This is a genomic window from Bradyrhizobium sp. B117, from assembly GCF_038969555.1.
Lineage (GTDB): Bacteria > Pseudomonadota > Alphaproteobacteria > Rhizobiales > Xanthobacteraceae > Bradyrhizobium.
Map to the genome: position 1 here is coordinate 6932490 of NZ_CP152414.1, position 22676 is coordinate 6955165.

The 22676-nt window shown below is 65.0% G+C and carries 15 protein-coding genes; 8 read left to right on the plus strand and 7 right to left on the minus strand.

What is annotated here, in order from left to right:
• Positions 1–186 precede the first annotated feature (186 nt).
• The 3 genes from AAFG16_RS33700 to AAFG16_RS33710 are packed head-to-tail and all read left to right on the plus strand — an operon-like array spanning position 187 to position 3210.
• Positions 187–1617: a TolC family outer membrane protein gene (locus AAFG16_RS33700; RefSeq protein WP_283080761.1), complete on the plus strand. Its 1431-nt coding sequence runs from the start codon at positions 187–189 to the stop codon at positions 1615–1617.
• A 22-nt stretch (positions 1618–1639) separates the two neighbouring features.
• Positions 1640–2197, plus strand: a complete 558-nt coding sequence (locus tag AAFG16_RS33705) for a hypothetical protein (protein WP_342732253.1) — start codon at positions 1640–1642, stop codon at positions 2195–2197.
• Between the two features lie 50 nt (positions 2198–2247).
• On the plus strand, positions 2248–3210 hold the full coding sequence (locus AAFG16_RS33710) for an amidohydrolase family protein (RefSeq protein ID WP_342732255.1): 963 nt from the start codon (positions 2248–2250) through the stop codon (positions 3208–3210).
• Between the two features lie 116 nt (positions 3211–3326).
• Here the strand turns inward: AAFG16_RS33710 and AAFG16_RS33715 are convergent, their stop codons facing one another.
• The 3 genes from AAFG16_RS33715 to AAFG16_RS33725 all read right to left on the minus strand — a co-directional run bounded on the left by AAFG16_RS33715 (position 3327) and on the right by AAFG16_RS33725 (position 9271).
• Positions 3327–6443 (minus strand): CusA/CzcA family heavy metal efflux RND transporter, encoded by a 3117-nt coding sequence (locus AAFG16_RS33715; protein WP_283080764.1) that lies wholly within the window; start codon positions 6441–6443, stop codon positions 3327–3329.
• Positions 6444–6480: 37 nt separating this feature from the next.
• Positions 6481–7725 carry an efflux RND transporter periplasmic adaptor subunit gene (locus AAFG16_RS33720; RefSeq protein WP_342732257.1) on the minus strand — a complete coding sequence of 415 codons (1245 nt, stop codon included), beginning with the start codon at positions 7723–7725 and terminating at the stop codon, positions 6481–6483.
• A gap of 145 nt (positions 7726–7870) precedes the next feature.
• Positions 7871–9271, minus strand: a complete 1401-nt coding sequence (locus tag AAFG16_RS33725; RefSeq protein WP_342732260.1) for a CoA transferase — start codon at positions 9269–9271, stop codon at positions 7871–7873.
• Positions 9272–9384: 113 nt separating this feature from the next.
• Between AAFG16_RS33725 and AAFG16_RS33730 the strand changes: the two genes are divergently transcribed.
• Entirely contained in the window at positions 9385–9672 is a 288-nt protein-coding gene (locus tag AAFG16_RS33730; protein WP_027558723.1) for a hypothetical protein, read from the plus strand.
• Positions 9673–9871: 199 nt separating this feature from the next.
• Entirely contained in the window at positions 9872–10642 is a 771-nt protein-coding gene (locus AAFG16_RS33735; protein WP_283080767.1) for an SDR family oxidoreductase, read from the plus strand.
• Positions 10643–10873: 231 nt separating this feature from the next.
• Here AAFG16_RS33735 and AAFG16_RS33740 read toward each other — a convergent pair whose 3' ends face one another.
• Genes AAFG16_RS33740 through AAFG16_RS33750 form a run of 3 tightly spaced genes read right to left on the minus strand, consistent with a single transcriptional unit; the run spans position 10874 to position 16705 of the window.
• Positions 10874–14431: an error-prone DNA polymerase gene (locus AAFG16_RS33740; protein ID WP_342732263.1), complete on the minus strand. Its 3558-nt coding sequence runs from the start codon at positions 14429–14431 to the stop codon at positions 10874–10876.
• A complete protein-coding gene (locus AAFG16_RS33745) occupies positions 14428–16020 on the minus strand; it encodes a DNA polymerase Y family protein (RefSeq protein ID WP_342732265.1) in 1593 nt (530 codons plus the stop codon). Before AAFG16_RS33745 ends, AAFG16_RS33740 begins: the two co-directional genes overlap by 4 nt.
• Positions 15917–16705, minus strand: coding sequence for a DNA repair protein (locus AAFG16_RS33750; RefSeq protein WP_342732267.1), 789 nt, complete (start codon positions 16703–16705; stop codon positions 15917–15919). Before AAFG16_RS33750 ends, AAFG16_RS33745 begins: the two co-directional genes overlap by 104 nt.
• A gap of 162 nt (positions 16706–16867) precedes the next feature.
• On the opposite strand from AAFG16_RS33750, the gene AAFG16_RS33755 reads away from it, so the two are divergent.
• From AAFG16_RS33755 to AAFG16_RS33765, 3 genes are all read left to right on the plus strand, one after another.
• On the plus strand, positions 16868–18103 hold the full coding sequence (locus AAFG16_RS33755) for a putative DNA modification/repair radical SAM protein (protein WP_283080771.1): 1236 nt from the start codon (positions 16868–16870) through the stop codon (positions 18101–18103).
• Complete coding sequence (locus AAFG16_RS33760) at positions 18103–19545, plus strand: UdgX family uracil-DNA binding protein (protein WP_283080772.1); 1443 nt, start codon at positions 18103–18105, stop codon at positions 19543–19545. Before AAFG16_RS33755 ends, AAFG16_RS33760 begins: the two co-directional genes overlap by 1 nt.
• A gap of 97 nt (positions 19546–19642) precedes the next feature.
• Positions 19643–21271: an inorganic phosphate transporter gene (locus tag AAFG16_RS33765; RefSeq protein WP_342732270.1), complete on the plus strand. Its 1629-nt coding sequence runs from the start codon at positions 19643–19645 to the stop codon at positions 21269–21271.
• A 75-nt stretch (positions 21272–21346) separates the two neighbouring features.
• Here the strand turns inward: AAFG16_RS33765 and AAFG16_RS33770 are convergent, their stop codons facing one another.
• Positions 21347–22519, minus strand: a complete 1173-nt coding sequence (locus tag AAFG16_RS33770; protein WP_342732272.1) for a M20 aminoacylase family protein — start codon at positions 22517–22519, stop codon at positions 21347–21349.
• Positions 22520–22676: the final 157 nt, after the last annotated feature.

The window sequence follows — 22676 nt, forward strand, 5'->3', positions numbered from 1 at the left end:
CAAGCGAACGGTCAGGCTGGTGTAAGCCTCTGGTGCTGATCCGCAAAAATGCTGTGACGCACCTGCAACAAGCACGGAATAGATGGGGGTTTCCCCCGCGGCAGTTTGCCTGCGGGACCTCGGCTGGTTAAACAGTTAAGAGGGCCGCCGTCGGCGGGGGCGGACAGCCGGGGTTTGCGGGATTTCATGATTGGGCGTGCCGCCAGAGCTGGTCGCGTGATGACGCGGCATCGATCGGGCGTGGGTCCTGTGCTTGCGACATGGACCGCGCTGGTGCTTTGCTGCGCCCTGCCCGCGGCTGCGTCGGCAGAAGCCCTGCCAGAGGCATTGGCAAAAGCCTACCAGACCAACCCGCAGCTCAACGCCGAGCGCGCCCGCCAGCGCGCGACCGACGAGAACGTGCCGCAGGCGCTGGCCGGGTACCGGCCGCAACTCGTGGCGAGCCTCAGCGCCGGCCTGCAATCGGTGCGCAATCTTCTGCCCAACAACACCATCCAGACCGCCGATCTGAAGCCGTGGACCATCGGCGTCACGGTGACGCAGACGCTGTTCAACGGCTTCCGCACCGCCAACAATGTGCGGGCCGCTGAACTCCAGGTGCAGTCGGGCCGCGAGGCGCTGCGCAATGTCGGCCAGGGCGTGCTGCTCGACGCCGTCACCGCCTACACCAACGTGCTGGCAAACCAGTCGCTGGTCGAGGCGCAGCGCTCCAACGTCGCTTTCCTGCGCGAGACGCTCGCGGTCACGCAGCGCCGTCTCAACGCCGGCGACGTCACGCCGACCGATACCGCGCAGGCCGAAGCCCGTCTCAACCGCGGCCTTGCCGATCTCAACGCCGCCGAAGTCGCGCTCGCGATCAGCCAGGCGACCTATGCCCAGGTGATCGGCAATCCGCCGTCGCAGCTGAAGCCCGCCGAAGTGGTCGATCGCTATCTGCCGAAGAGCCGCGAGGACTCGATGACGATGGCCATCCGCCAGCATCCGGCGGTGATGGCCGCTGGCTTCGACGTCGATGTCGCGTCCACCAACATCCGTGTCGCCGAGGGCGCGCTGCTGCCGAGCGCCAGCGTCCAGGGCAGCGCCAGCAAAAGCCGGGACAGCGACCCGACGCTCGGCACCTTCGCAACCGACCAAGCCTCGATCGTCGCCAATGTCACCGCGCCGATCTATGACGGCGGACAGGCCGCCTCGCAGACTCGGCAGGCCAAGGAGGTCTCGGCGCAGAGCCGGCTCGTGCTCGACCAGGTGCGCAACCAGGCGCGCACCGCCGCCGTCAGCGCGTGGGTTGCGAACGAAGGTGCCAAGATCGCGGTCTCCGCTTCGGAGTCCGAGGTGAAGGCGGCAACCGTCGCGCTCCAGGGCGTGCAGCGCGAGGCCGCCGGCGGACAGCGCACGACGGTCGACGTCTTGAACTCGCAGGCGGACCTGATCCAGGCCAAGGCCCGCCTGATCGGCGCGCAGCGCGACCGCGTGATCGCCTCCTACACCCTGCTCAGCGCCGTCGGCCATCTCGACGTCAAGACCTTGAGCCTGAACACGCCGGACTATCTGCCCGAGGTGCACTACCAGCAGGTCCGCGACGCCTGGCACGGCCTGCGCACGCCGTCGGGGCAGTAATCTCAATCTTCTCGCGGGTGCCATGAACAGCCGCCGCATCCATCTGATGGGAGCTTCGGGCTCCGGCGTGACGACGCTCGGTCGTGCTCTCGCGGGCCGGCTTGCGCTACCGCATCACGACAGCGATGACTATTTCTGGCTGCCGACCGTGCCGCCCTATCAGACGACGCGCCCGGCCGCCGAGCGCCTGCGCCTGATGCGCGAGATGTTCCTGCCGCGTCACGACTGGGTGCTGAGCGGGTCCATCACGGGCTGGGGCGAGGAGCTCGTCTCGTACTTTGATCTGGTCGTCTTCGTGACCACGCCGCGCGAGCTCCGGCTGAAGCGATTGCGCGCCCGCGAGGCCGCTCATTTTGGTGCCAATGCCGTCGCGCCGGGCGGCTGGCGCCATGCCGAGACTGAAGACTTCGTCGAATGGGCCTCGCACTACGAAGCCGGCGATCGCGAGGGCCGCAATCTCGCAAAGCATGAAGCGTGGCTCTCCGGCCTGCCCTGCCCGGTCGTGCGCGTTGACGGCTCACGCCCGCTTGCGGACCTCGTCGAGCAGCTATGCAGCGAAACGGAGCGGCTGCCGGGCTGATGTGATATTGTCTCGCACGGCCTCAAAAAAACAAATCAGGGAGAGAAACCGTGCTCAACCGACGCAGTGTCCTGCTTGCCTCCCTCGCCGCCGGAGTAGCCATGACCAACAGAGCCCACGCCCGGGCCGCGCAGCCCGCGACGCCGGTCAATTTCGACGTCCCGCCGCAGGCCTGCGACTGCCACACCCACATCCACGGCGATGTCGAGAAGTTTCCGTTCTTCGCCGGGCGCGTCTACACGCCCGAGCCGGCCTCGCCCGAGGAGATGGCCGCACTGCACAAAGCGCTGCATATCGAACGCGTGGTGATCGTCACCCCCAGCGTCTACGGCACCGACAATTCATCGACCCTGTTCGGCATGAAGGCACGCGGCGCGAATGCGCGCGGCGTCGCGGTGATCGACGACAAGACGCCGGAGAGCGCGCTCGACACGATGCATCAGGACGGCTTCCGCGGCGTCCGCCTCAATCTGGCGACCGGCGGCGTCAATGACCCCAATGTCGGCCGCCCCCGCTTCACCGCCGCAGTCGAGCGCATGAAGGCGCGCGGCTGGCACGTGCAGCTCTACACCACGCTGGCCATGATCTCGGCGATCAAGGACCTCGTCGAGACGGCGCCGGTGCCAGTCGTGTTCGACCATTTCGGCGGGCTCGAGGCCCCACTGGGCCTGGAGCAGCCGGGCTTCTCCGATCTCGTCGCGCTGGTGAGGTCCGGCAAGGCCTATGTCAAGATTTCGGGCGCCTACCGCTCGTCGAAGCTCGCGCCCGATTATCAGGACATGGTGCCATACGCGCAGGCGCTGATCGCCGCGAACGCGGATCGCATCGTCTGGGGCACCGACTGGCCGCATCCGGATTCGAGCCGCGTCGAGGGGCGCAAAGCCACCGACATCGCGCCGCTCTACCAGATCGACGACGGTGCCTTGCTCAACCAGCTCCCGGTGTGGGCGCCGGATGCGGGCGTGCGCAAGAAGATCCTGGTCGACAATCCGGCCCGGCTCTACGGGTTCTAGAGCATGATCCGGAAAAGTGCGCAGCGGTTTTCCGAAAAGATAATGCTCAAATAAAAACCTAAAGCGCGATGACGATTCATCGCAATCTCATCGCGCTTTAGTTCGTCGGCCTGATCTCAGCGCGCGCGGCGCGAGAAGAAGGAGATCAGCACCGGCAAGGTCACCAGGATCACGACGGGCGCCAGCATCATGCCGGTGACGACCACGACCGCGAGCGGCTTCTGCACCTGCGAGCCGATGCCCTCCGACAGCGCCGCCGGCAGCAGGCCGACGCCGGCGACGACGCAGGTCATCAGCACGGGCCGGAGCTGCAATTCGCCGGTGCGCACCACGGCGCTCAAGCGGTCCATGCCCTCTTCGATCAACTGGTTGAACTGCGACAGGATGATGATGCCGTCCATCACGGCGATGCCGAACAGTGCGATGAAGCCGATCGCCGCGGAGACGCTGAACGCCGTGCCGGTGATCAACAAGCCCAGCACGCCGCCGAAGATCGCCATCGGGATCACGCTCATCGCCAGCAACGTGTCGGTCATCGAGCCGAAATTGAACCAGAGCAGCACGCCGATCAGCGCCAGCGAGATCGGCACCACGATCGACAGCCTCCGGATCGCATCCTGGAGGTTGCCGAACTCGCCGACCCATTCCATGTGCGAGCCGGGCGGCAGCTGCACCTGATCGGCGATCTTCTGCTGGGCCTCGCGGATCGCGCTGCCGAGGTCGCGCTCGCGCACCGAGAACTTGATCGGCAGATAGCGCTCCTGCTGCTCGCGATAGATGTAGGCCGCACCGGAGACGAGGCTGATGGTGGCGACCTCGCTCAAGGGGATCTGCGTGACGGTGCCGTTCGGCCCGGGCGCACCGATCCGCAAATTCTGGATCGCTTCCGCACTCCGGCGATATTCCGGCGCAAGGCGCACGATGATCGGGAAATGGCGGTCGCTTCCGGGCTCATAGAGATCGCCCGCGGAGTCGCCGCCGATCGCGACCTTGATCGTGGCGTTGATGTCGCCGGGCGCAAGGCCATAGCGCGCGGCTTTGGCACGGTCGATGTCTATCTGGATGGTCGGCTGCCCGAGCGAGGTGAACACCGCAAGGTCGGTGACGCCCTGCACGGTCGACAGCACCTGCTTGATCTTGTTGGCGGTGTCGGTGAGCGCCTGGAGATCGCTACCGAACAGCTTGATCGAGTTCTCGCCCTTCACGCCGGAGACGGCTTCGGAGACGTTGTCCTGGAGATATTGCGAGAAGTTGAACTCGACGCCAGGGAAGCGGTCGTCGAGTTGCTTGAGCAGCTGCGCGGTCAGCTCTTCCTTGTCATGCGTGCCCGGCCACTGGCTCGCGGGCTTGAGCGGGGCGAAGAACTCGGCGTTGAAGAAGCCGGCGGCGTCGGTGCCGTCGTCGGGACGGCCGTGCTGCGACACCACGGATTCGACCTCGGGCCGGGCGCGGATCACCTTGCGCATCTCGTTGACGTAGGAATTGCCTTCCTGGAGCGAGATGGTCGGCGGCAGCGTGGCGCGGATCCAGAGATTGCCTTCTTCCAGCTTCGGCAGGAATTCGAGACCGAGCAGCCGGCTCAGTGCCACCGTCATCAGCACGAGGCCGACCGCGGCGCCGAGGACGATGCTGCGGTTTGCGACCGCCCAATTCAGCACAGGCATGTAGAGCCGGTGCAGGATCTGCATGACCTTCGTCTCGGTTTCCTCGACATGTGCGGGCAGGATGATCGCTGACAGCGCCGGGGTGACGGTGAAGGTCGCAAGCAGGCCGCCGGCGAGCGCATAGGCATAAGTGCGCGCCATCGGCCCGAAGATGTTGCCTTCGACGCCTGACAGCGTGAACAGCGGGATGAACGCCGCGATGATGATCGCCGCGGCGAAGAAGATCGAGCGCGAGACGTCGGCGGCGGCGCTGAGGATGGCGTGGCTCTTCATGCCGAACAGCGTCTCGGACGACATGTGCTCGGTTTCCGACACCGGCGTCGTCTGCGTCAGGCGGCGGAAGATCGCCTCCACCATGATGACGGTGGCATCGACGATCAGGCCGAAATCGATGGCGCCGACCGAGAGCAGGTTCGCCGATTCCCCGCGCAGCACCAGGATGATCACCGCGAAGAACAGCGCGAACGGGATGGTGGCGCCGACGATCAGCGCGCTGCGGAGATCGCCGAGGAAGATCCATTGCAGCAGCACGATCAGCAGGATGCCGACCACCATGTTGTGCAGCACGGTGTGGGTGGTGAGCTCGATCAGGTCGCCGCGGTCGTAGATGCGCTCGATGCGCACGCCCGGCGGCAGGATGCTGGAGTTGTTGATGGTTTGAACGAGCTGATGGACGCGCTTGATGGTTGGCGAGCTCTGCTCGCCGCGGCGCATCAGGACGATGCCCTGCACGATGTCGTCGGAATCGTCGATGCCGGCGATGCCGAGGCGGGGCCTCTGCCCGACGGTGACGGTGGCGACGTCCTTGACCAGCACCGGATTGCCGTTGGTCTGGGCGATCATGGTGTTGGCGAGGTCGTCGATCGAGCGGATCAGGCCGACGCCGCGCACCACCGCCGATTGCTGGCCGATATTGACGGTGTTGCCGCCGACATTGACGTTGGAATTGCTGACCGCCTGGAGCACTTGCGGCAGCGTCAGGCCATTGGCGACCAGCTTGTTGTTGTCGACCTGGAGCTCGTAGGTCTTGCTCTTGCCGCCCCACCCCGTGACGTCGATCACGCCGGGCACGGCGCGGAAGCGGCGCTGGAGCACCCAGTCCTGGATGGTCTTGAGGTCGAGCACGCTGTAGTTCGGCGGGCCGACCAGGCGGTAGCGGAAGATTTCACCGATCGGGCTGAGCGGGGAGATCTGCGGCTGCACGTTGCCCGGCAGCGGCGCGAGCTGCGCCAGGCGGTTCAGGACCTGCTGCTGTGCCTCGTCATAGGTGTAGGCGAACGAGAACTGGAGTTTGACGTCGGAGAGGCCGTAGAGCGAGATGGTGCGGATGGTCGTGAGGTTCTTCAGACCCGCCACCTGGGTCTCGATCGGGATCGTGATGTAGCGCTCGATCTCCTCCGCCGACAGACCCGGGCTCTGCGTCACGATATCGACCATCGGCGGGGTCGGGTCGGGATAGGCCTCGATGTTGAGCTGGTTGAACGCGATCAGGCCGCCGATCAACACGGCGACGAACATGCCGACCATCAGGAAGCGCCGGTTGACGGCAAGGGCGACGAGGCGATCCATTTAGGTCTTCAGCTTGTCTTGTTTGTTAGATCGTCGATCAGCTGCCGGACGCCGCGCGGTCGATGAACAGGCTGCCCTTGACGACGATCTGCTCGCCGGGTTTCAGATTGCTGGTGACTTCGACGAGGTTGCCGTTGATGAGGCCGGTCTTGATCTCGCGCAGCTCCACCGACTTGTCCTCGCGCGCGACCCAGAGACGGACCTTGTCGGCTTCATAGATCAGCGCCTGCTTGGGCACCGCGGGCGCGGCACGGTCGCCGGCCGAATAGATCGTGACGTTGGCGAACATCTCCGGCTTGAGCAAGCCGTCCTTGTTGTCGATGGTGGCGCGGACCAGGAGACGGCGGGTGCTGGGATCGATCGCGGCGGCGACGTAGTTGATCTTGGCGGTGAGCGGACGGCCCGGCAGCGCCATCACGTTGACGGTGATATCCTGACCGGTGCACACCGCTGCCGCATCGCTCTCGCGCACGAAGGCGGTGAGCCAGACCGTGGAGAGGTCGCCGACCACGAACACCGGATCGCTGGCACCGGCGTTGACATACTGGCCGGGGCCGATCTTGCGCTGCACGACGGTGCCGGAGATCGGCGAGTAGATCGTGATCTCCCGATCGATGACACCCTTGTCCTGGAACGCCTTGATGGTCTCGTCGGTGAAGCCGAGGATGCGCAGCTTGTTGTGCGCGGCCTCCAGCGCCGTCACCGATGAGCGCATGTCGTTCTGCGCCTGGACCTGGTTTGCTTCCGCCTGCTGAAAATCCTTCAGCGGAATGGCGTGGCCTTCATAGAGATCCTTGGCACGCCTGAACTGGATGTCGGCAAGATCGATCGCCGACTTCGCCTTGTTCTGCGCGGTCATCGCCGCGATGAAATCGTTCTGGGCCTGCACGGTGTCGGCGGCCTCGATCGTGAACAGCGGTTGACCCTGCTTCAGGGTCTCGCCGGGCTTGGCCAGCAGCTTGGTGACCCGGCCCGCATAGGGCGAGAACACCGGCGTCGAGCGGTCCTCGTCGACCGCGACCTTGCCTTCGGTGACGTACTCGGCCCGGAAGGTCCTGGCCTTGACCGGCTCGATCGTCAGCGTGGCCCATTCGGACGGCGTCGGCGTGAAGTTCTGCGCATTCCTGCGCGACTGGCTGGAAATCTCGGAGTGGCTCTTCTCCTTGGCTCCCGCGCGGAGGAAGCCATAGGCGCCGGCACCGGCAAGGGCTAGTAAAACTACGGATGTGATCACCCGTTGTTTCGTAAGCACCTGCATTCGCTTGGTATTTTCAACTACCATGGGGCCCGGTCGTGTCTGCGACGATCTCGGCAGATGGCTGCCTTATCGGTCGCGCTAATAGTGCTGAATTGGGATTTCAAACAACCTAAAAAACGCAACGTGCCTTTCGGTTTGCGTTAAAATTTTGCGATGCGTCAGCTTCCCGTCAGCTTCGCCCCGGCCACTGTGCCGGATGGCTGCCGAGCGGCATCGCCGGACGGCTCCATTGTGCCGGCGTCCTCGAGAGCAGCGCAGAATGGCGCACCGCCTTCAACGTGCCAAAGCCAGATGGCACGGCTTCGATGAACGCAGGATGTACGGCCTCGCCCGTAAGATCCGGGGTATCCAGGCCGCCCTCGAGCCGGCCGAGATTCCACAACCAGCGGCCGGTCTGGGCCAGCGACACACGCACGTGCCAGCTGCCGCCTTCGCGGGCCTGGCGCACCTTCGCCATCATCGCGCCGAACGCCATCAGATAACCGGTGGCGTGGTCGAGCATTTGTGCCGGCAATTCCTTGGGGCCGTCGATGCCGGCGGCCTTCCCTTCCGCATCGTTGAAGCCGGTCGTGGTCTGCACCAGCGAGTCGAAGCCGCGCCGCTCGGCCCAGGGGCCGGCATGGCCGTAGGCGGACAACGTCACGTAGACGATGCCGGGATTGATCTCCGCTGCGTCCTCCGGCGCAAAGCCGAGAGCGGCGAGCGCACGCGGGCGATAACCTTGCGAGAAGATGTCGGCATCCTTGAGCAACGCGCGCATCTGCGCCCTGCCCGGCTCGCTCTTCAGCTCGATGAAGGTGGTGAGCTTGCCGCGGCCGGTGTCGATGGTGAGCCAGGGAATGGCCGGCAGCTCCGGCCCCGACACCAGCAGCACGTCGGCGCCGTGCGCGGCGAGCGTGCGCCCGGCGACCGGGCCTGCAATGACGCGGGAGAGATCGAGCACGCGAATGCCAGAGAGCGGACGGTCGCCTTTGGGCCACGGCTTTGGCGGAGCATCGCCGACCTTCTCGATCGAGATCAGCGGCAATTCGGCGAGCGCACGCGCCTGCGGCAGCGCGGACCATTCGTCGTAGCTCCGCATCAAGGCAACGACACCGCCCGCGGCGTAAGCGGCGGTTTCAAAATCCTCGCCCCTCCATTGCATCAATGCGGCCTGCACTTTCTCGCGCTCCGCCTCGCAGCCGAGCACCTTGCAGACGGCATCGCGATGATGCGGAAAGTTGGTGTGGCAGCGGACGAAGCTGTTATCGCCGGTCCTGTAGACGCCGGCGATGGCGTCCCAGGCCGGAGGCGGCGGTTTGTCGTCCAGGCGCAGATAACGCTCGGAGCGGCATTCGGCGACAGCGTGGCGCATGTCGACGGAGACGTCCTGCGCCTCGCCGCTGCGCAGCTGCCAGAGTTCGGCCGCAGCGAGGCCGGCGGCAGCAATCGTCGTCTGTCCGGCGACAGCGACGCGAAACGAGGACGGGATCTGCGGCTCTTCCCCGATCAGCCGCACGCGCGCGAGCGCGGCCGCATCGCCGCCGGCGGAGGTCCAGATATCCCTAAGAATATCGGCGGGGGTTTGCATGACCGCTCCTCTCCCGTTCAAGTCCAGCATGATCTTTTCGGAAAACCGCTGCGCACTTTTCCGGATCATGCTGTAATTTTCGCGACCATGTCATGATCGCAGAAAGGATTGCAATGGCCGCCATCGATCCCCTCACCGCAGGCGCCGTGTTCGTCGCAACGGCGGCCACCGACGCGGTCTACGTGATGTTCACCTCGGCCGTGGTCGCGCGCAAGCGCATGCCGGCGGCGACCTGGAGCGCGATCTGGTACCTGCTCTCGTCCTATGCCGTGATCAGCTACACCGAAAACGCCTTCTATGTGGCTTTCGCCGCGATCGGCTCCTGGGTCGGCGCGTATGCGTCCCTGACCTTCCTGCACCGCCCGCCCGGCGGCCCGCCGGTGGGGGCCTCGCCGGAGTGAGGGCGGCGCAGACGATGTCATGCGCGGTGTCATCATCCGCGAAGGCGGATGATCCGGTATTCCAGAGACGCCGGCGATCGAACCGAGACGTTACGGCGTACTGGATACCCGCCTGCGCGGGGTATTACACCGAGAACGAATTCGATATCTTCACTCAAACAAACAAGCTCCGCACGACCAGCAAGAAGGAAAACCAACAATGGATCTCGGTCTCAAGGGAAAGAACGCCGTGGTGCTCGGCGGCACGCGCGGCATCGGGCGCGCGATCGCGGACACGCTGGCCGCTGAAGGCGCCAATGTCGCGGTGTGTGCGCGCAACGCGGATCAGGTTGCGGCGACCGTCGCTGAACTGAAGGCGAGTGGCATCCGCGCTACCGGCGGCACCGTCGACGTCACCGACGGCGCGGCGCTGAGAGCCTGGATCGAGAGCGCGGCGAAAGAGCTTGGCGGCGTCGACCTGCTGTTCTCCAATGCCGGCGCAATGGCGCAAGGCCAGGACGCCGCGTCATGGGAACAGAATTTCCGGCTCGACGTGCTCGGCGCCGTGCATGCGTTCGACGCGGCGCGGCCGTTCCTGGAAGCCGGCGGCGGGCGCAGCGGCGATGCCGCCTTCGTCATCATCTCTTCTATCGCGGCGGCGCAGGCGGATGCGGCAAGCTCCTACGGCCCGATCAAGGCGGCGCTGATCCACATGGCCAAGGGACTGGCGCGGCAATACGCCAAGAAGAAAATCCGCGTCAACGTGGTCTCCCCGGGTACCGTCTATTTCAAGGGCGGCGTCTGGAACACGATCGAGCAGAACATGCCCGATCGCTACAACGACGCGATGAAGCGCAACCCGACCGGCCGCATGGCAACGCCGCAGGAGATCGCGAACGCCGCAGTGTTTCTGGCGAGCCCGGTGTCGGCGTTCACGACGGGATCCAATCTCGTCGTGGACGGCGCGATCTCGAACCGGGTGAATTTCTAGGAAAGCGGCGCACACCTCCCTGCGCCGTCATGGCCGGGCTTGACGACTGAGGGTATGGGCGCGCGCGATCGGTCAACAAACTCGTCATTGCTAGTGCAGAATCTGTAGGGTGGGCAAAGCGAAGCGTGCCCACCATCCGTCAGTGATCGCAAAAGAATGGTGGGCACGGCGCCTACGCGCCTTTGCCCACCCTACGGCAGCTGAGGGTGTGGCGGCATCCCGTGCCACATCTCAATGAAAATCCCGCGACGGCGGCAGGATGCGGACGTTGCGGGGATGGCGGTGTTTTTGCGCGGGCATGTCCGCAAGCGCGCGGGGGTCTTCGTTGAGGGGCTCGACCACCGTCGCGCCCGTCGGCACCGGATGCTTGCGGCTCAGGGCGTCGTTGGCCAATCCGACCAGATCGTGCGAACGGTCGATCATGCGCTGGGCGATCAGATGGGTGACCTTCTCAGGGCTGCTCTGGATGTAGCCCTGAACCTCGATGAGGCGCGCGCCCATCACCTCCTTGCGGTACTGCTCCATCACCTTGGGCCACACCACGACATTAGCGATGCCGGTCTCATCCTCCAGTGTCATGAACACGACGCCGCTGGCGCTGCCCGGCCGCTGCCGCACCAAGACCACGCCGGCGCAGCGGACGCGACGCCGATCGTTCTCGTGGCTGATCTCCTTGCAGGCGACGACCCGCTCGCGCGAAAACATCTCGCGCAAAAATTCCATCGGATGACCCTTCAGCGATAGCCGGATGGTCTGGTAATCGGCGACGACCTGCTCGGCGCGCGGCATCACCGGCAGCGGCTTTGCGTGCTCGTCCGGCTGCTCGCGTGCGGTCGCCGCCTCGAACAGCGGCAGCGGCACGTCGTCGGGCAGCCGCCGCACCTGCCACAGCGCCTCGCGGCGGTCGAGCCCGAGCGAGCGGAACGCATCGGCATCCGCCAGCAGGATCAGCGCGCGCTTGGGCAGGCCGGTGTCGCGAGCGAAGTCTTCCAGCGAGGTGAAGGGCCGGCGGTTGCGGGCGGCGACGATGCGGTCGGCCCAGTCGAGCTCAGCTTCTTCAACGCGCATCTGGGCCAAGGCCGCACGGGAGGTGGATGGGTTCCCTCCCCCCTTGCGGGGGAGGGGTAGGGAGAGGGGTAAGCCGCGCGGGCGGTGCTCGTGGCTTACCCCTCTCTCCAACTCTCCCCCGCAAGGGGGGAGAGAGCCCAACTGCTCGTGCGTCCCTGACTCAGGCGCATCGATATTTCGCATGCGGCGCAATGCCTGATCGCGCTTCAACGACTCCTCATCGGGATCGAGCCAGTGAAAACCATCGATCTGGCGAAAGCCGAGGCGTACGGCACAATAATTGTCCTTCGTATTCTCCAGCGTGTTCTGCGCAAAGCTGTAGGACACGTCGATGTCACGCACCTCGACGCCGTTCTTGCGGGCATCGCCGACGATCTGCGCCGGGGCGTAAAAGCCCATCGGCTGCGAGTTCAACAGGCCACAGCAGAAGGCATCGGGATGGTAGTGTTTGAGCCATGACGAGATGTAGACGAGCTGCGCGAAACTCGCGGCATGGCTCTCAGGGAAACCGTAGGAGCCAAAACCCTTGATCTGGTCGAAGCAGCTTTTGGCAAAGTTGGGATCGTAGCCGCGCGCGACCATATTGCCGATCAACTTCTCCTCGTACTGGCCGATGGTGCCGACATTGCGGAAGGTCGCCATCGAGCGGCGCAGGCCGTTGGCTTCTTCGGACGTAAAATGTGCGGCCTCGATCGCGATGCGCATCGCCTGCTCCTGGAACAGCGGCACGCCCAACGTTTTGTGCAGCACATTGTAAAGCTCGTCCTTGTCGCCGTGATCCGGCGACGGAGACGGATAGCTCACCTTTTCCAGACCATTCCGCCGCCGCAAGTAAGGATGGACCATGTCGCCCTGGATCGGTCCCGGCCGCACGATCGCGACCTCGATGACGAGATCGTAGAACGTCCGCGGCTTCAGGCGCGGCAGCATGTTCATCTGGGCGCGGCTCTCGACCTGGAAGACGCCGAGCGACTCGCCGTCGCACAGCATGTCGTAGACCTTGGGGTCGTCCTGCGGGACGGTCGCCAGAACCCAACGCTCGCCTTTGTGCTGATCGATCAGATCAAAACACTTGCGGATGCAGGTCAGCATGCCCAGCGCAAGCACGTCGACCTTCATCATGCTGAGCGCGTCGACGTCGTCCTTGTCCCATTCGATGAAGGTGCGGTCGTCCATCGCGGCGTTGCCGATCGGCACATAGGTGTCGAGCCGGTCCTGCGTCAGCACATAGCCGCCGACATGCTGGGACAGATGGCGCGGGAATTCGATCAGCTCTGTCGCGAGCTCGACCGCGAGGTTGATCATGGGATTTTGCGGATCGAGCCCGGCCTGCCGGACCTGCATGTCGTTGAGGCCCTTGCCCCAGCTGCCCCAGACGGTGTCGGCGAGCGCGGCGGTGACGTCCTCGGTCAGGCCCAACGCCTTGCCGACGTCGCGAATGGCGCTGCGCGGACGGTAATGGATGACGGTGGCGATGATCGCGGCGCGGTGGCGACCGTAGCGGCGATAAACATATTGCATCACCTCCTCGCGCCGCGAATGCTCGAAGTCGACGTCGATGTCGGGCGGCTCCAGCCGCTCCTTGGAGATGAAGCGCTCGAACAGCAGGTCAACCTTGGTCGGGTCGACCGAGGTGATGCCGAGCACGTAGCACACGGCCGAGTTCGCCGCCGAGCCCCGCCCCTGGCACAAAATGTTCTGGCTGCGCGCATAGTGCACGATGTCGTGCACGGTGAGGAAGTAATGCGCGTATTTCAGCTCGGCGATCAGCGCGAGCTCTTTCTTGAGAGTGGCACGCAGCTTGTCGTCGATCTTGCCGCCGAAATATTTGTCGACGCCCGCCCAGGTCAGATCCTCCAAATGCCCCTGCGCGGTCTTGCCGGGCGGCACCGGCTCATCCGGATATTGGTATTTGAGCTGGTCGAGCGAGAAGTCGATTCTGTCCGCAAAGCGCATGGTCTCCGTGATCGCCTCGGGGAAATCGCGAAACAGCCGCGCCATCTCGCGGGGCGTCTTCAGAAAGCGCTCGGCATTGGCTTCCAGCTTGCGTCCCACCGCCTCGATCGTGGTCTTTTCCCGGATGCAGGTCAGCACGTCCTGAAGCGGACGGCGCGCGGGATGGTGGTAGAGCACCTCGTTGGTCGCGAGCAGCGGCACTTTGGCTTTTGCGGCGAGATCGTCGAGCCGCGCCAGGCGGCGGCGGTCGTCGCCGCGATAGATCAGGCTCGCCGCCAGCCACACGCCCTCGGCACCCCTGTCCTTCAGCTTTGCAAGAATATCCAGCACCTGCGTCGGCTCGAAGCGATGCGGCAGCATCAGGACCAGGAGCTGCCCTTCGGCGAACTCGAGCAGGTCAGCAAACCTGAGATGGCATTCGCCCTTCTCGATCCGCGTGATGTCGTCGCCGCGCTTGCCTCGGGTGAGGAGCTGGCACAGCCGGCCATAAGCGGCGCGGTCGCGCGGGTACACGAGAATATCGGGCGTGCCGTCGATGAAGACGATGCGCGCGCCGATCAGCAGTTTCGGCTTGTGCAGCACCTTGTCATTGTCGAGCTCCTTGTAGGCGCGCACGACGCCGGCGAGCGTGTTGTGATCGGCAATGCCGATTGCGGGGATGCCGAGGATGCTGGCCTGATGCACATAGGCGCGCGGATCCGAGCCGCCGCGCAGGAAGGAGAAATTGGTGGTGATGCCGATCTCGGCATAGGCTGATGTCGTCATGCGAAGAGCCCGTGTACATACCAGTTGGGAGAGGCGGGCTCGCCGTCGCCGTCGAACACTTCCCCTTCGTAAAGACCGTCGCGAAAGATCCAGAAGCGCAGGCCCTCGGCATCCTCGATGCGGAAATAATCCCGCGTCAGCTGCTTGCCGTCCTGCCGCCACCATTCCATCGCGATGCGCTCGGGCCCTTCCACCCGCACCACCGCATGCAGCGCGCGGCGCCAGGTGAATTGATGCGGCGGACCGTCGGGCACCGTCGCGAACGGCACCTTGATCGGCTCGGGCTTCTCGAACAGACGCAACGGGCGCAGCGGCGGCTCGCTCTCGGCGCGGGCCGGCCATTCGGCCTGCATGGCGGCCGCGAGATGATGCTGGCCGGGCGCGGTCAGCACGGCGCATTCCGGGATATGGGTATCCTGCGGCAGATGCACGACGACGCGCTTTCCCCCGATCCGCGCGGCGATGCGGTCGATCAAGGCGGCAAGCTCGTCATTGTCGTGGACATGGGCATCGAGATCGCGCTGCTCCTGCACCACGATCTCGGTGCGGCTCGCCGACAGGCGCACCATGTCGAAGCCGAAGCCGGGATCGAGGGGATCGGCGAGCGCATCGAGGCGCTCGCGGAACAGGCGGTCGACAACCGCGCTTCGCGTCACCGGCCGCCCGGTCTCGACCATGATCGCGCGCACCACGCCGTCGGTGCGGAAGAACGCGGCTTCGAGGCGCCGTGCGCCCTTGCCCTGCTTCTCCATGGAGGCGATCAACGTATCGGCCAGCCGCGACAGCGTCATCGCGATCATGGTGTCGGTTGCGATCGGCTCGGCAAAGCGCTTCTCGACGATATAGTCGGGCAGCGGCTTGCGCGGATTGATCGGCGCATCGCCCTGCCCCAGCGCATGCGCGAGCAGCGTGGAGAACCGGGCGCCGAACCGCGCCGTGATCTCGCTCGGCGAACGCGAGGCGACATCGCCGATGGTCTTCAGACCGGCACGGCGCAGGCCGGTGGTGATGGCCTCGCCCGCGCCGAGCGCGGACACCGGAAACCGGTCGATCGCCGCCGCCTCGCCGCCGTCGGCGACGATGCCTGAAGTCTGCCGCGTCAGCGTGCGCGCGCAGACGGAGGTGCCGGCGATCGCCGCGCTGACGGCAAAGCCTTGCCGGGCGAGCGCACGGACCAGTGTCTGCAACAGCGCGGCCTCGCCGCCGAACAGATGCGCGCAGCCGGTGATATCGAGGAACAGCCCATGCGGGGCATCGAGCGCCACCAGCGGCGTGAAGCGGTCGCACCAGTCCGCGATGTCGCTGAGCGTCTTGGCATCGGCCACGACATCGGCGTCGAACACCTTCAAGTCCGGACACATCGCCCGCGCATTGGCGAGCGGCTGGCCGATGTACAGGCCGAGATGCTCGGCAACCTCGTCGAGCGCATGGATCACCAGCGCATTGTTGTCCTTGATGACGACGATGCTCGGTTCGTTATTGTTTTTACCCAGCCCGGCGCTGCCAAGAAACCGCTGGATCCGGTCGATGGGCAGGCGCGGCAGCCACAGGCTGAGAATGCGTCGACGGTTCACTGAACTGGCACTCATCACAATTCCATTCCATGATCCACCGGCCGCACGGGCCATGACGATTGCGCAAGAGCTCGGCATCGAAGCGCGGCGCGCCCCAGGCACTCCATACTGGCCCCGGCGGCGAATGCGCCGCGCGCAGCATCCATCGCGTCTCCGCGGTCGAAGGCAGCGGCTGCGCCGCCATGCGCAGCATCAGCCCGGTGACGCCTGAAGATTGCGCGGCGAGCGTCAGCTTGCGGCTCGCGACGAGATCGAACTGCCTGACATCGCCCCAGAGCTCGAGCACCACAGCGCCGAGCGCATCGCAGGCGAGCGCGTCGGCCGAGGTGCGCAGCGCGCTCTCGACATCGGCGGCGCGCACCATCACCACGCGGCGCGGATCGAGGCCAAGCTCGGCGAGCCCGCTCATCGACAGCGCGCCGGTCTCAAATTCCGAAAAATCCTGCCGCACCCACAGCAGCGGCCGCTGTGCCGAGACGCGCCCTGCGAGGCCCATGACAAAACCCGTCGCGGCTGTCCCCTGCCGACCCTCGCAAAACACCTCGTGGATCGCCGCGCGCGCGAGCCCGCCCTTCAGCGCGGCGTCGGCCTCGCCATGGCCGAGCGCGATCCGATCGTGATGATGCACGACCTCCGCCGTCTCGATGCGCTCGATCTGGCCGCGCAAGGTCGCAAGCGCGCTGATGCGTGCGCTGCTCATGCTCGCCGCTCCTTCAGAGGTGATTGCCGGTGGCTCTCAAAAAGAGAACCAGCGGCTGGCTCATTTGTTCATGGTATGTTCTAATATAAAGCTAACGGCGCCCGAAGAGTCAATCGAATTGGCGCGCCAAAGATTCATGAGTGGAATCAAAGAGATTCAAGCATGGACATACAACGCAAACTGGCAATTCTCGCGGATGCCGCCAAGTACGACGCGTCCTGCGCCTCCAGCGGCACCGAGAAGCGGGATTCCAGCGACGGCAAGGGCATGGGCTCGACCGCCCCAGGCATGGGCATCTGCCATTCCTACGCGCCGGATGGACGCTGCATCTCGCTGCTCAAGGTGCTGCTGACCAACGCCTGCAATTACGATTGCCTCTATTGCGTCAACCGCGCCTCCTCCAACGTGCCGCGCGCCCGCTTCACCATCGAAGAGGTGGTCAAGCTGACGCTCGACTTCTACCGGCGCAATTACATCGAGGGCCTGTTTCTCTCCTCCGGCATCATCCGCAGTCCCGACTACACCATGGAGCAAGTGGTGAGCGTCGCGCGAAAACTGCGCGAGGAGCATCACTTCCGCGGCTACATCCATCTGAAGACCATTCCCGAGGCCGACGACGCGTTGATCGCGGAGGCCGGCAAATATGCCGACCGTCTCTCCATCAACATCGAGATGCCGCAGGAGACGAGCCTGCAGCAATTCGCGCCGGAGAAAGATGTCCGAGCGATCCGCCGCACCATGGGCCGGCTGCGGCTGAAGCTCGACGAGGCCGAGGAAAGCCGCACCGCGAAGACGAAAGCAAAACCGCAGCGCTTCGCGCCGGCCGGCCAAAGCACGCAGATGATCGTCGGCGCCGACAACGCGAACGACCACACCATCCTCCACACCAGCGCCAATCTCTACGGCTCCTACCGGCTGCGGCGGGTCTACTACTCCGCCTTCAGCCCGATCCCCGACGCCAGCCGCGCCTTGCCTCTGGTGCAGCCGCCGCTGCTGCGCGAGCACCGGCTCTACCAGGCCGACTGGCTGATGCGGTTCTACGGATTCGACGTCGGCGAGATCGTCGACGACAGCGCGATGCTGCCGCTCGACATCGATCCGAAACTCGCCTGGGCGCTGCGCCATCGCGATCGCTTCCCGCTCGACGTCAACCGCGCCAGCCGCGAGGAGCTGCTGCGCGTGCCGGGCTTCGGCACCAAGGCGGTCGAGCGCATCATCGCGACGCGCCGCACCACCACGATCCGCCTCTCCGATCTCGCGCGCCTGCATGTGCCCCGCAACAAGGCGCTGCCGTTCATCGTCCTCAGCGATCACCGCCCCTCAGCGCACCGCCTCGATGCGGCCGGGCTGATCGAACGGTTCAAGCCGAAGGCAACGCAACTGGGGTTTGGCTTCTGATGCAGTACATCATCCTCGACACCGAAACCGATTTCGACGGCTGGCGCAAAGCGGCGCGTTCACTCGTGCTTCATCATGTGGAGCCCGCCGATGTCACCTGGGCCGTGCAGGGCGGCGAAGCCGATTTGTTCGCGCCACCCGCGCCGTCTCCGATCCTCGAGGTGAACGACGGCACCTTCAACGTTCCGGCAAAATTCGTCGAGCTCGCCCAGGCCGCGATCCTGCATCGCGATGGCGAGCGTTTTGCGATCCTCTATCGCCTGCTGTTCCGGCTGAAGGACGATCACGATCTCATCGAGGTCGCGACCGACTCCGATGTCGCGCAGGTCATTGCGATGGCGAGAGCGGTTCATCGCGACGAGCACAAGATGCATGCCTTCGTGCGCTTCCGCGAGATCGGCCGCGAGCGCGCCGCGCATTACGTCGCCTGGTTCGAGCCGGAGCATCACATCGTCGAGCTCGCCGCGCCGTTTTTCGCAAAACGCTTTGCCGACATGCCGTGGTCGATCCTGACGCCGGACCTCTGCGCGCATTGGGACGGCCACGCGCTCTCGTTCACGCCGGGCGTGAGCAAGAGCGAGGCACCTGGCGAAGACCGGCTGGAGGAAACCTGGCGGCGCTACTACGCCAGCATCTTCAATCCGGCCCGGCTGAAGGTGAAGGCGATGCAGACGGAGATGCCGAAGAAATACTGGAGGAACCTGCCCGAGGCTTCGATCATTAAACCCCTGATCGAGGACGCCGAGCGCATGACCGGCGCCATGATCGCCAATGCCGCAACCGATCCGCACAAGCCTCAGAAGCGGGCGGAGGCTCCGATGAAACGCAAACCTGCTGCCGACGATCTCGAAGCCCTCCGCGAGGAGGCCGCGCATTGCCGCGCCTGCCATCTCTACAAGGACGCGACACAGACCGTGTTCGGCGAGGGCCCGAAGAACGCCAACATCATGCTGGTCGGCGAGCAGCCCGGCGACAAGGAAGATCTCGCCGGCCATCCTTTCGTTGGACCCGCCGGGCAGATGCTCGACCGCGCGCTGGAGGAAGCCGGCGTCGACCGCAAGAAGGTCTACGTCACCAACGCGGTCAAGCACTTCAAATTCGTGCCGCGCGGCAAGATCCGCCTGCATCAGAAGCCGAACACACCTGAGATCCGGGCCTGCCGGCAATGGTATGAGCGGGAAGTTTCGGCAATCCAGCCTGATCTCATCGTCGCGATGGGCGCCACCGCCGCGCAGAGCGTGTTCGGCAAGATCACTCCGATCGGAAAGACCCGCGGCCGGCTCATAGACCTGCCCGATGGACGCAAGGCGCTGGTGACGGTGCATCCGTCCTATCTGCTGCGGCTGCCCGATCCGGAAGCGAAAGTACTGGAGTATCAGCGCTTTGTCGAAGACCTGAAGATCGCCGCCGCCTTGCAGAAGAAAGCTGCCCGCGCCGCTTAAATAGAAGAGGAAAGCGACGTTAGCACGCAGGTTGTCATCCAGCCTTCAAATCATTCGCGGACAATAGCCCTTCCAATAGGTTAAGGGGCGTTCAAACATGACCGATGTAGCATTTAACGGGACGGTAGCCGATGGCACGCCGATCCAGCCGGCTTCCCGGCCAAACCTCGACAAGGGCTTCAACCCTCTCACGATGATCCTGTTCTTCGGCATCCTCGCCGCGGGCCTGCTGTTCGTCGCCTACAGCATCTATGTCGACGTCAACGCGACCGGCACCAAGGTCACGACCTTCCTGCCCTATATCCTCCTGTTCGTCGCGCTCCTGATCGCGCTCGGCTTCGAGTTCGTCAACGGCTTCCACGATACCGCCAATGCAGTGGCGACGGTGATCTACACCCATTCGCTGCCCGCCGAATTCGCCGTGATGTGGTCGGGCTTCTTCAACTTCCTCGGCGTGCTGCTCTCCTCCGGTGCGGTCGCCTTCGGCATCGTCTCGCTGCTGCCGGTCGAGTTGATCCTCCAGGTCGGCTCCAGCGCCGGCTTCGCCATGGTGTTCGCGCTGCTGATCGCTGCGATCATCTGGAATCTCGGCACCTGGTTCTTCGGACTTCCCGCCTCCTCCTCGCACACGCTGATCGGCTCGATCATCGGCGTCGGCATCGCCAATGCCGTCATGCGCGGCCGCGACGGCACCTCGGGCGTGGACTGGAGCAAGGCCACCGAGATCGGCTACGCGCTGCTGCTGTCGCCGTTGTTCGGCTTCATCTGCGCCGCCGTGCTGCTGCTGGTTCTCAAATTCATCGTGCGCAACCCGGCACTCTATGCTGCGCCCGAAGGCCACAAGGCACCGCCGCTCTGGATCCGCGGCATCCTGATCGCGACCTGCACCGGCGTCAGCTTCGCGCATGGCTCGAACGACGGCCAGAAGGGCATGGGCCTGATCATGCTGATCCTGATCGGCACCGTCCCGACCGCTTACGCGCTCAACCGCGCGCTGCCGGAATCCCAGGTCGCCCAATTCCAGAAGACCTCGGAGGCCGCCTCCAAGGTGATCTCGGCCAAGGGCGCCGGCCACAGCATCATCGGCGATCCCCGTCCGGCGGTGACGCAGTACATCGCACTGCATCACATCAACGAGGGCACCTATCCTTCGCTCGCCGTGCTCGTGAAGGATGTCGGCGATCAGGTTGCCAAATACGGTTCGCTGAACAAGGTGCCGGCGGAAGCGGTCGGCAACACCCGCAACGACATGTACCTGACCTCGGAAGCGATCCGCTTCCTGATGAAGGACAAGGAAAACGATCTCAACAAGGACGAGGTCGCGACCTTAAACGCCTACAAGGGCTCACTCGACGCCGCCACGAAGTTCATCCCGAACTGGGTGAAGATCGCCGTCGCCATCGCGCTCGGCCTCGGCACCATGATCGGCTGGAAGCGCATCGTGATCACCGTCGGTGAGAAGATCGGCAAGACCCATCTCACCTACGCCCAAGGCGCCTCCGCCGAGCTCGTCGCCGCCGCCACGATCGGCGCCGCCGACGTGTTCGGCCTGCCGGTCTCGACCACCCACGTGCTGTCGTCCGGCGTCGCCGGCACCATGGCGGCCAATGGCTCGGGCCTGCAATTGGCGACGATCCGCAACCTGCTGATGGCATGGGTGCTGACGCTGCCCTGCGCGATCATGCTGTCGGCCACGCTCTACGTGATTTTCTCGCGCATGTTCTAAGCCGAGCAGATCCCGCAACGACAAAGGGCCCGTGCGATGCGCGGGCCCTTTCATTTTGTGCGTCGGACGTGAGCCTTACGACGCCGCGAGCTGTTCCTCGACCAGCTTGACCCAATAGGACGTGCCGTAGACGATCGCCTCGTCGTTGAAATTGTAGGCGGGGTGATGCAGGCCGGCACTGTCGCCGTTGCCGCAGAAGATGAAGGCGCCGGGGCGCGCTTCCAGCATATAGGCGAAATCCTCCCCGCCCATCAGCGGCGGCATCTCGAGCACGTTGGCTTCGCCCGCAACCTGCTTCGCAATGCGCGTCGCCACTTCAGTCTCCGCGGCGTGGTTGTTCACGACGGGATAGTTGCGTTTGTAGTGCAGATCGATCTTGGCGCCCGTAATCTGCGCCACGCCCGCCACCACCTCGTGCACGCGCTTCTCGACCAGCTTGCGCACCTCAGGTGTCAGCGTGCGGATGGTGCCGCGCAGCGTCGCCGTCTGCGGAATGACGTTGCGGGCGTTGCCGGCGTGGAACTCGCAGATCGAGATCACCGCCGATTCCAAGGGATCGACGCTGCGCGCGACGATCGATTGCAGCGCCGTGATTACCTGCGCGCCGACCAGCACCGAATCCACGCATTTGTGCGGACGCGCGGCATGACCGCCGAAGCCCTCGATCACGATATCGACCTCGTCGGTCGCCGCCATGATCGGGCCCGGCCGGATCGCGAACGAGCCGATCGGGATGCCGGGGCCGTTGTGCATGCCGTAGACCTGCTCGATGCCGAAGCGCTCCATCAGCCCGTCCTTGACCATGGCCGCACCACCGGCGCCGCCTTCCTCGGCCGGCTGGAAGATCACCACCGCATCGCCGGCGAAGTTACGGGTCTCGGCAAGGTAGCGCGCCGCGCCGAGCAGCATCGCAGTGTGGCCGTCATGGCCGCAGGCGTGCATCTTGCCGGGGGTCTTGGAGGCGTAAGGCAGGTTGGTCTCTTCGTCGACAGGCAGTGCATCCATGTCGGCGCGCATGCCGATCACCCTGAGCCCCTCGCCGGCCGGCTTGCTGCCCTTGATCACGCCGACCACGCCGGTCTGGCCGACACCGGTCACGACCGCGTCGCAGCCGAACTCGCGCAGGCGGTCCGCGACGAATGCTGCGGTGCGGTGGACATCGTACAGCAGCTCGGGATGCTCATGGATGTCCCGGCGCCAGGCCTGAATATCGGGTTGGAGGTCGGCGACGCGGTTCACAACTGGCATGGAGGGTCTCAAGCTTGGTTGAAAATACAGCACTGTCTACCATGCAAGCGCGAGTCCACCCAACTGCTTGGGGTCCGGGGTAGCTCTGTCTTCCCGTCATGGCCGGGCTTGTGGCCAGCTTGTCTTGCCCATCCACGTCTGAGTATTAGGACGGGAA

Bases quoted from the DNA above. Each gene is read 5' to 3' on its own strand.
- AAFG16_RS33700 (WP_283080761.1), top strand. From the start codon at position 187: ATGATTGGGCGTGCCGCCAGAGCTGGTCGCGTGATGACGCGGCATCGA.
- AAFG16_RS33705 (WP_342732253.1), top strand. From the start codon at position 1,640: ATGAACAGCCGCCGCATCCATCTGATGGGAGCTTCGGGCTCCGGCGTG.
- AAFG16_RS33715 (WP_283080764.1), bottom strand. From the start codon at position 6,443: ATGGATCGCCTCGTCGCCCTTGCCGTCAACCGGCGCTTCCTGATGGTC.
- AAFG16_RS33720 (WP_342732257.1), bottom strand. From the start codon at position 7,725: ATGGTAGTTGAAAATACCAAGCGAATGCAGGTGCTTACGAAACAACGG.
- AAFG16_RS33725 (WP_342732260.1), bottom strand. From the start codon at position 9,271: ATGCAAACCCCCGCCGATATTCTTAGGGATATCTGGACCTCCGCCGGC.
- AAFG16_RS33730 (WP_027558723.1), top strand. From the start codon at position 9,385: ATGGCCGCCATCGATCCCCTCACCGCAGGCGCCGTGTTCGTCGCAACG.
- AAFG16_RS33735 (WP_283080767.1), top strand. From the start codon at position 9,872: ATGGATCTCGGTCTCAAGGGAAAGAACGCCGTGGTGCTCGGCGGCACG.
- AAFG16_RS33740 (WP_342732263.1), bottom strand. From the start codon at position 14,431: ATGACGACATCAGCCTATGCCGAGATCGGCATCACCACCAATTTCTCC.
- AAFG16_RS33745 (WP_342732265.1), bottom strand. From the start codon at position 16,020: ATGAGTGCCAGTTCAGTGAACCGTCGACGCATTCTCAGCCTGTGGCTG.
- AAFG16_RS33750 (WP_342732267.1), bottom strand. From the start codon at position 16,705: ATGAGCAGCGCACGCATCAGCGCGCTTGCGACCTTGCGCGGCCAGATC.
- AAFG16_RS33755 (WP_283080771.1), top strand. From the start codon at position 16,868: ATGGACATACAACGCAAACTGGCAATTCTCGCGGATGCCGCCAAGTAC.
- AAFG16_RS33760 (WP_283080772.1), top strand. From the start codon at position 18,103: ATGCAGTACATCATCCTCGACACCGAAACCGATTTCGACGGCTGGCGC.
- AAFG16_RS33765 (WP_342732270.1), top strand. From the start codon at position 19,643: ATGACCGATGTAGCATTTAACGGGACGGTAGCCGATGGCACGCCGATC.
- AAFG16_RS33770 (WP_342732272.1), bottom strand. From the start codon at position 22,519: ATGCCAGTTGTGAACCGCGTCGCCGACCTCCAACCCGATATTCAGGCC.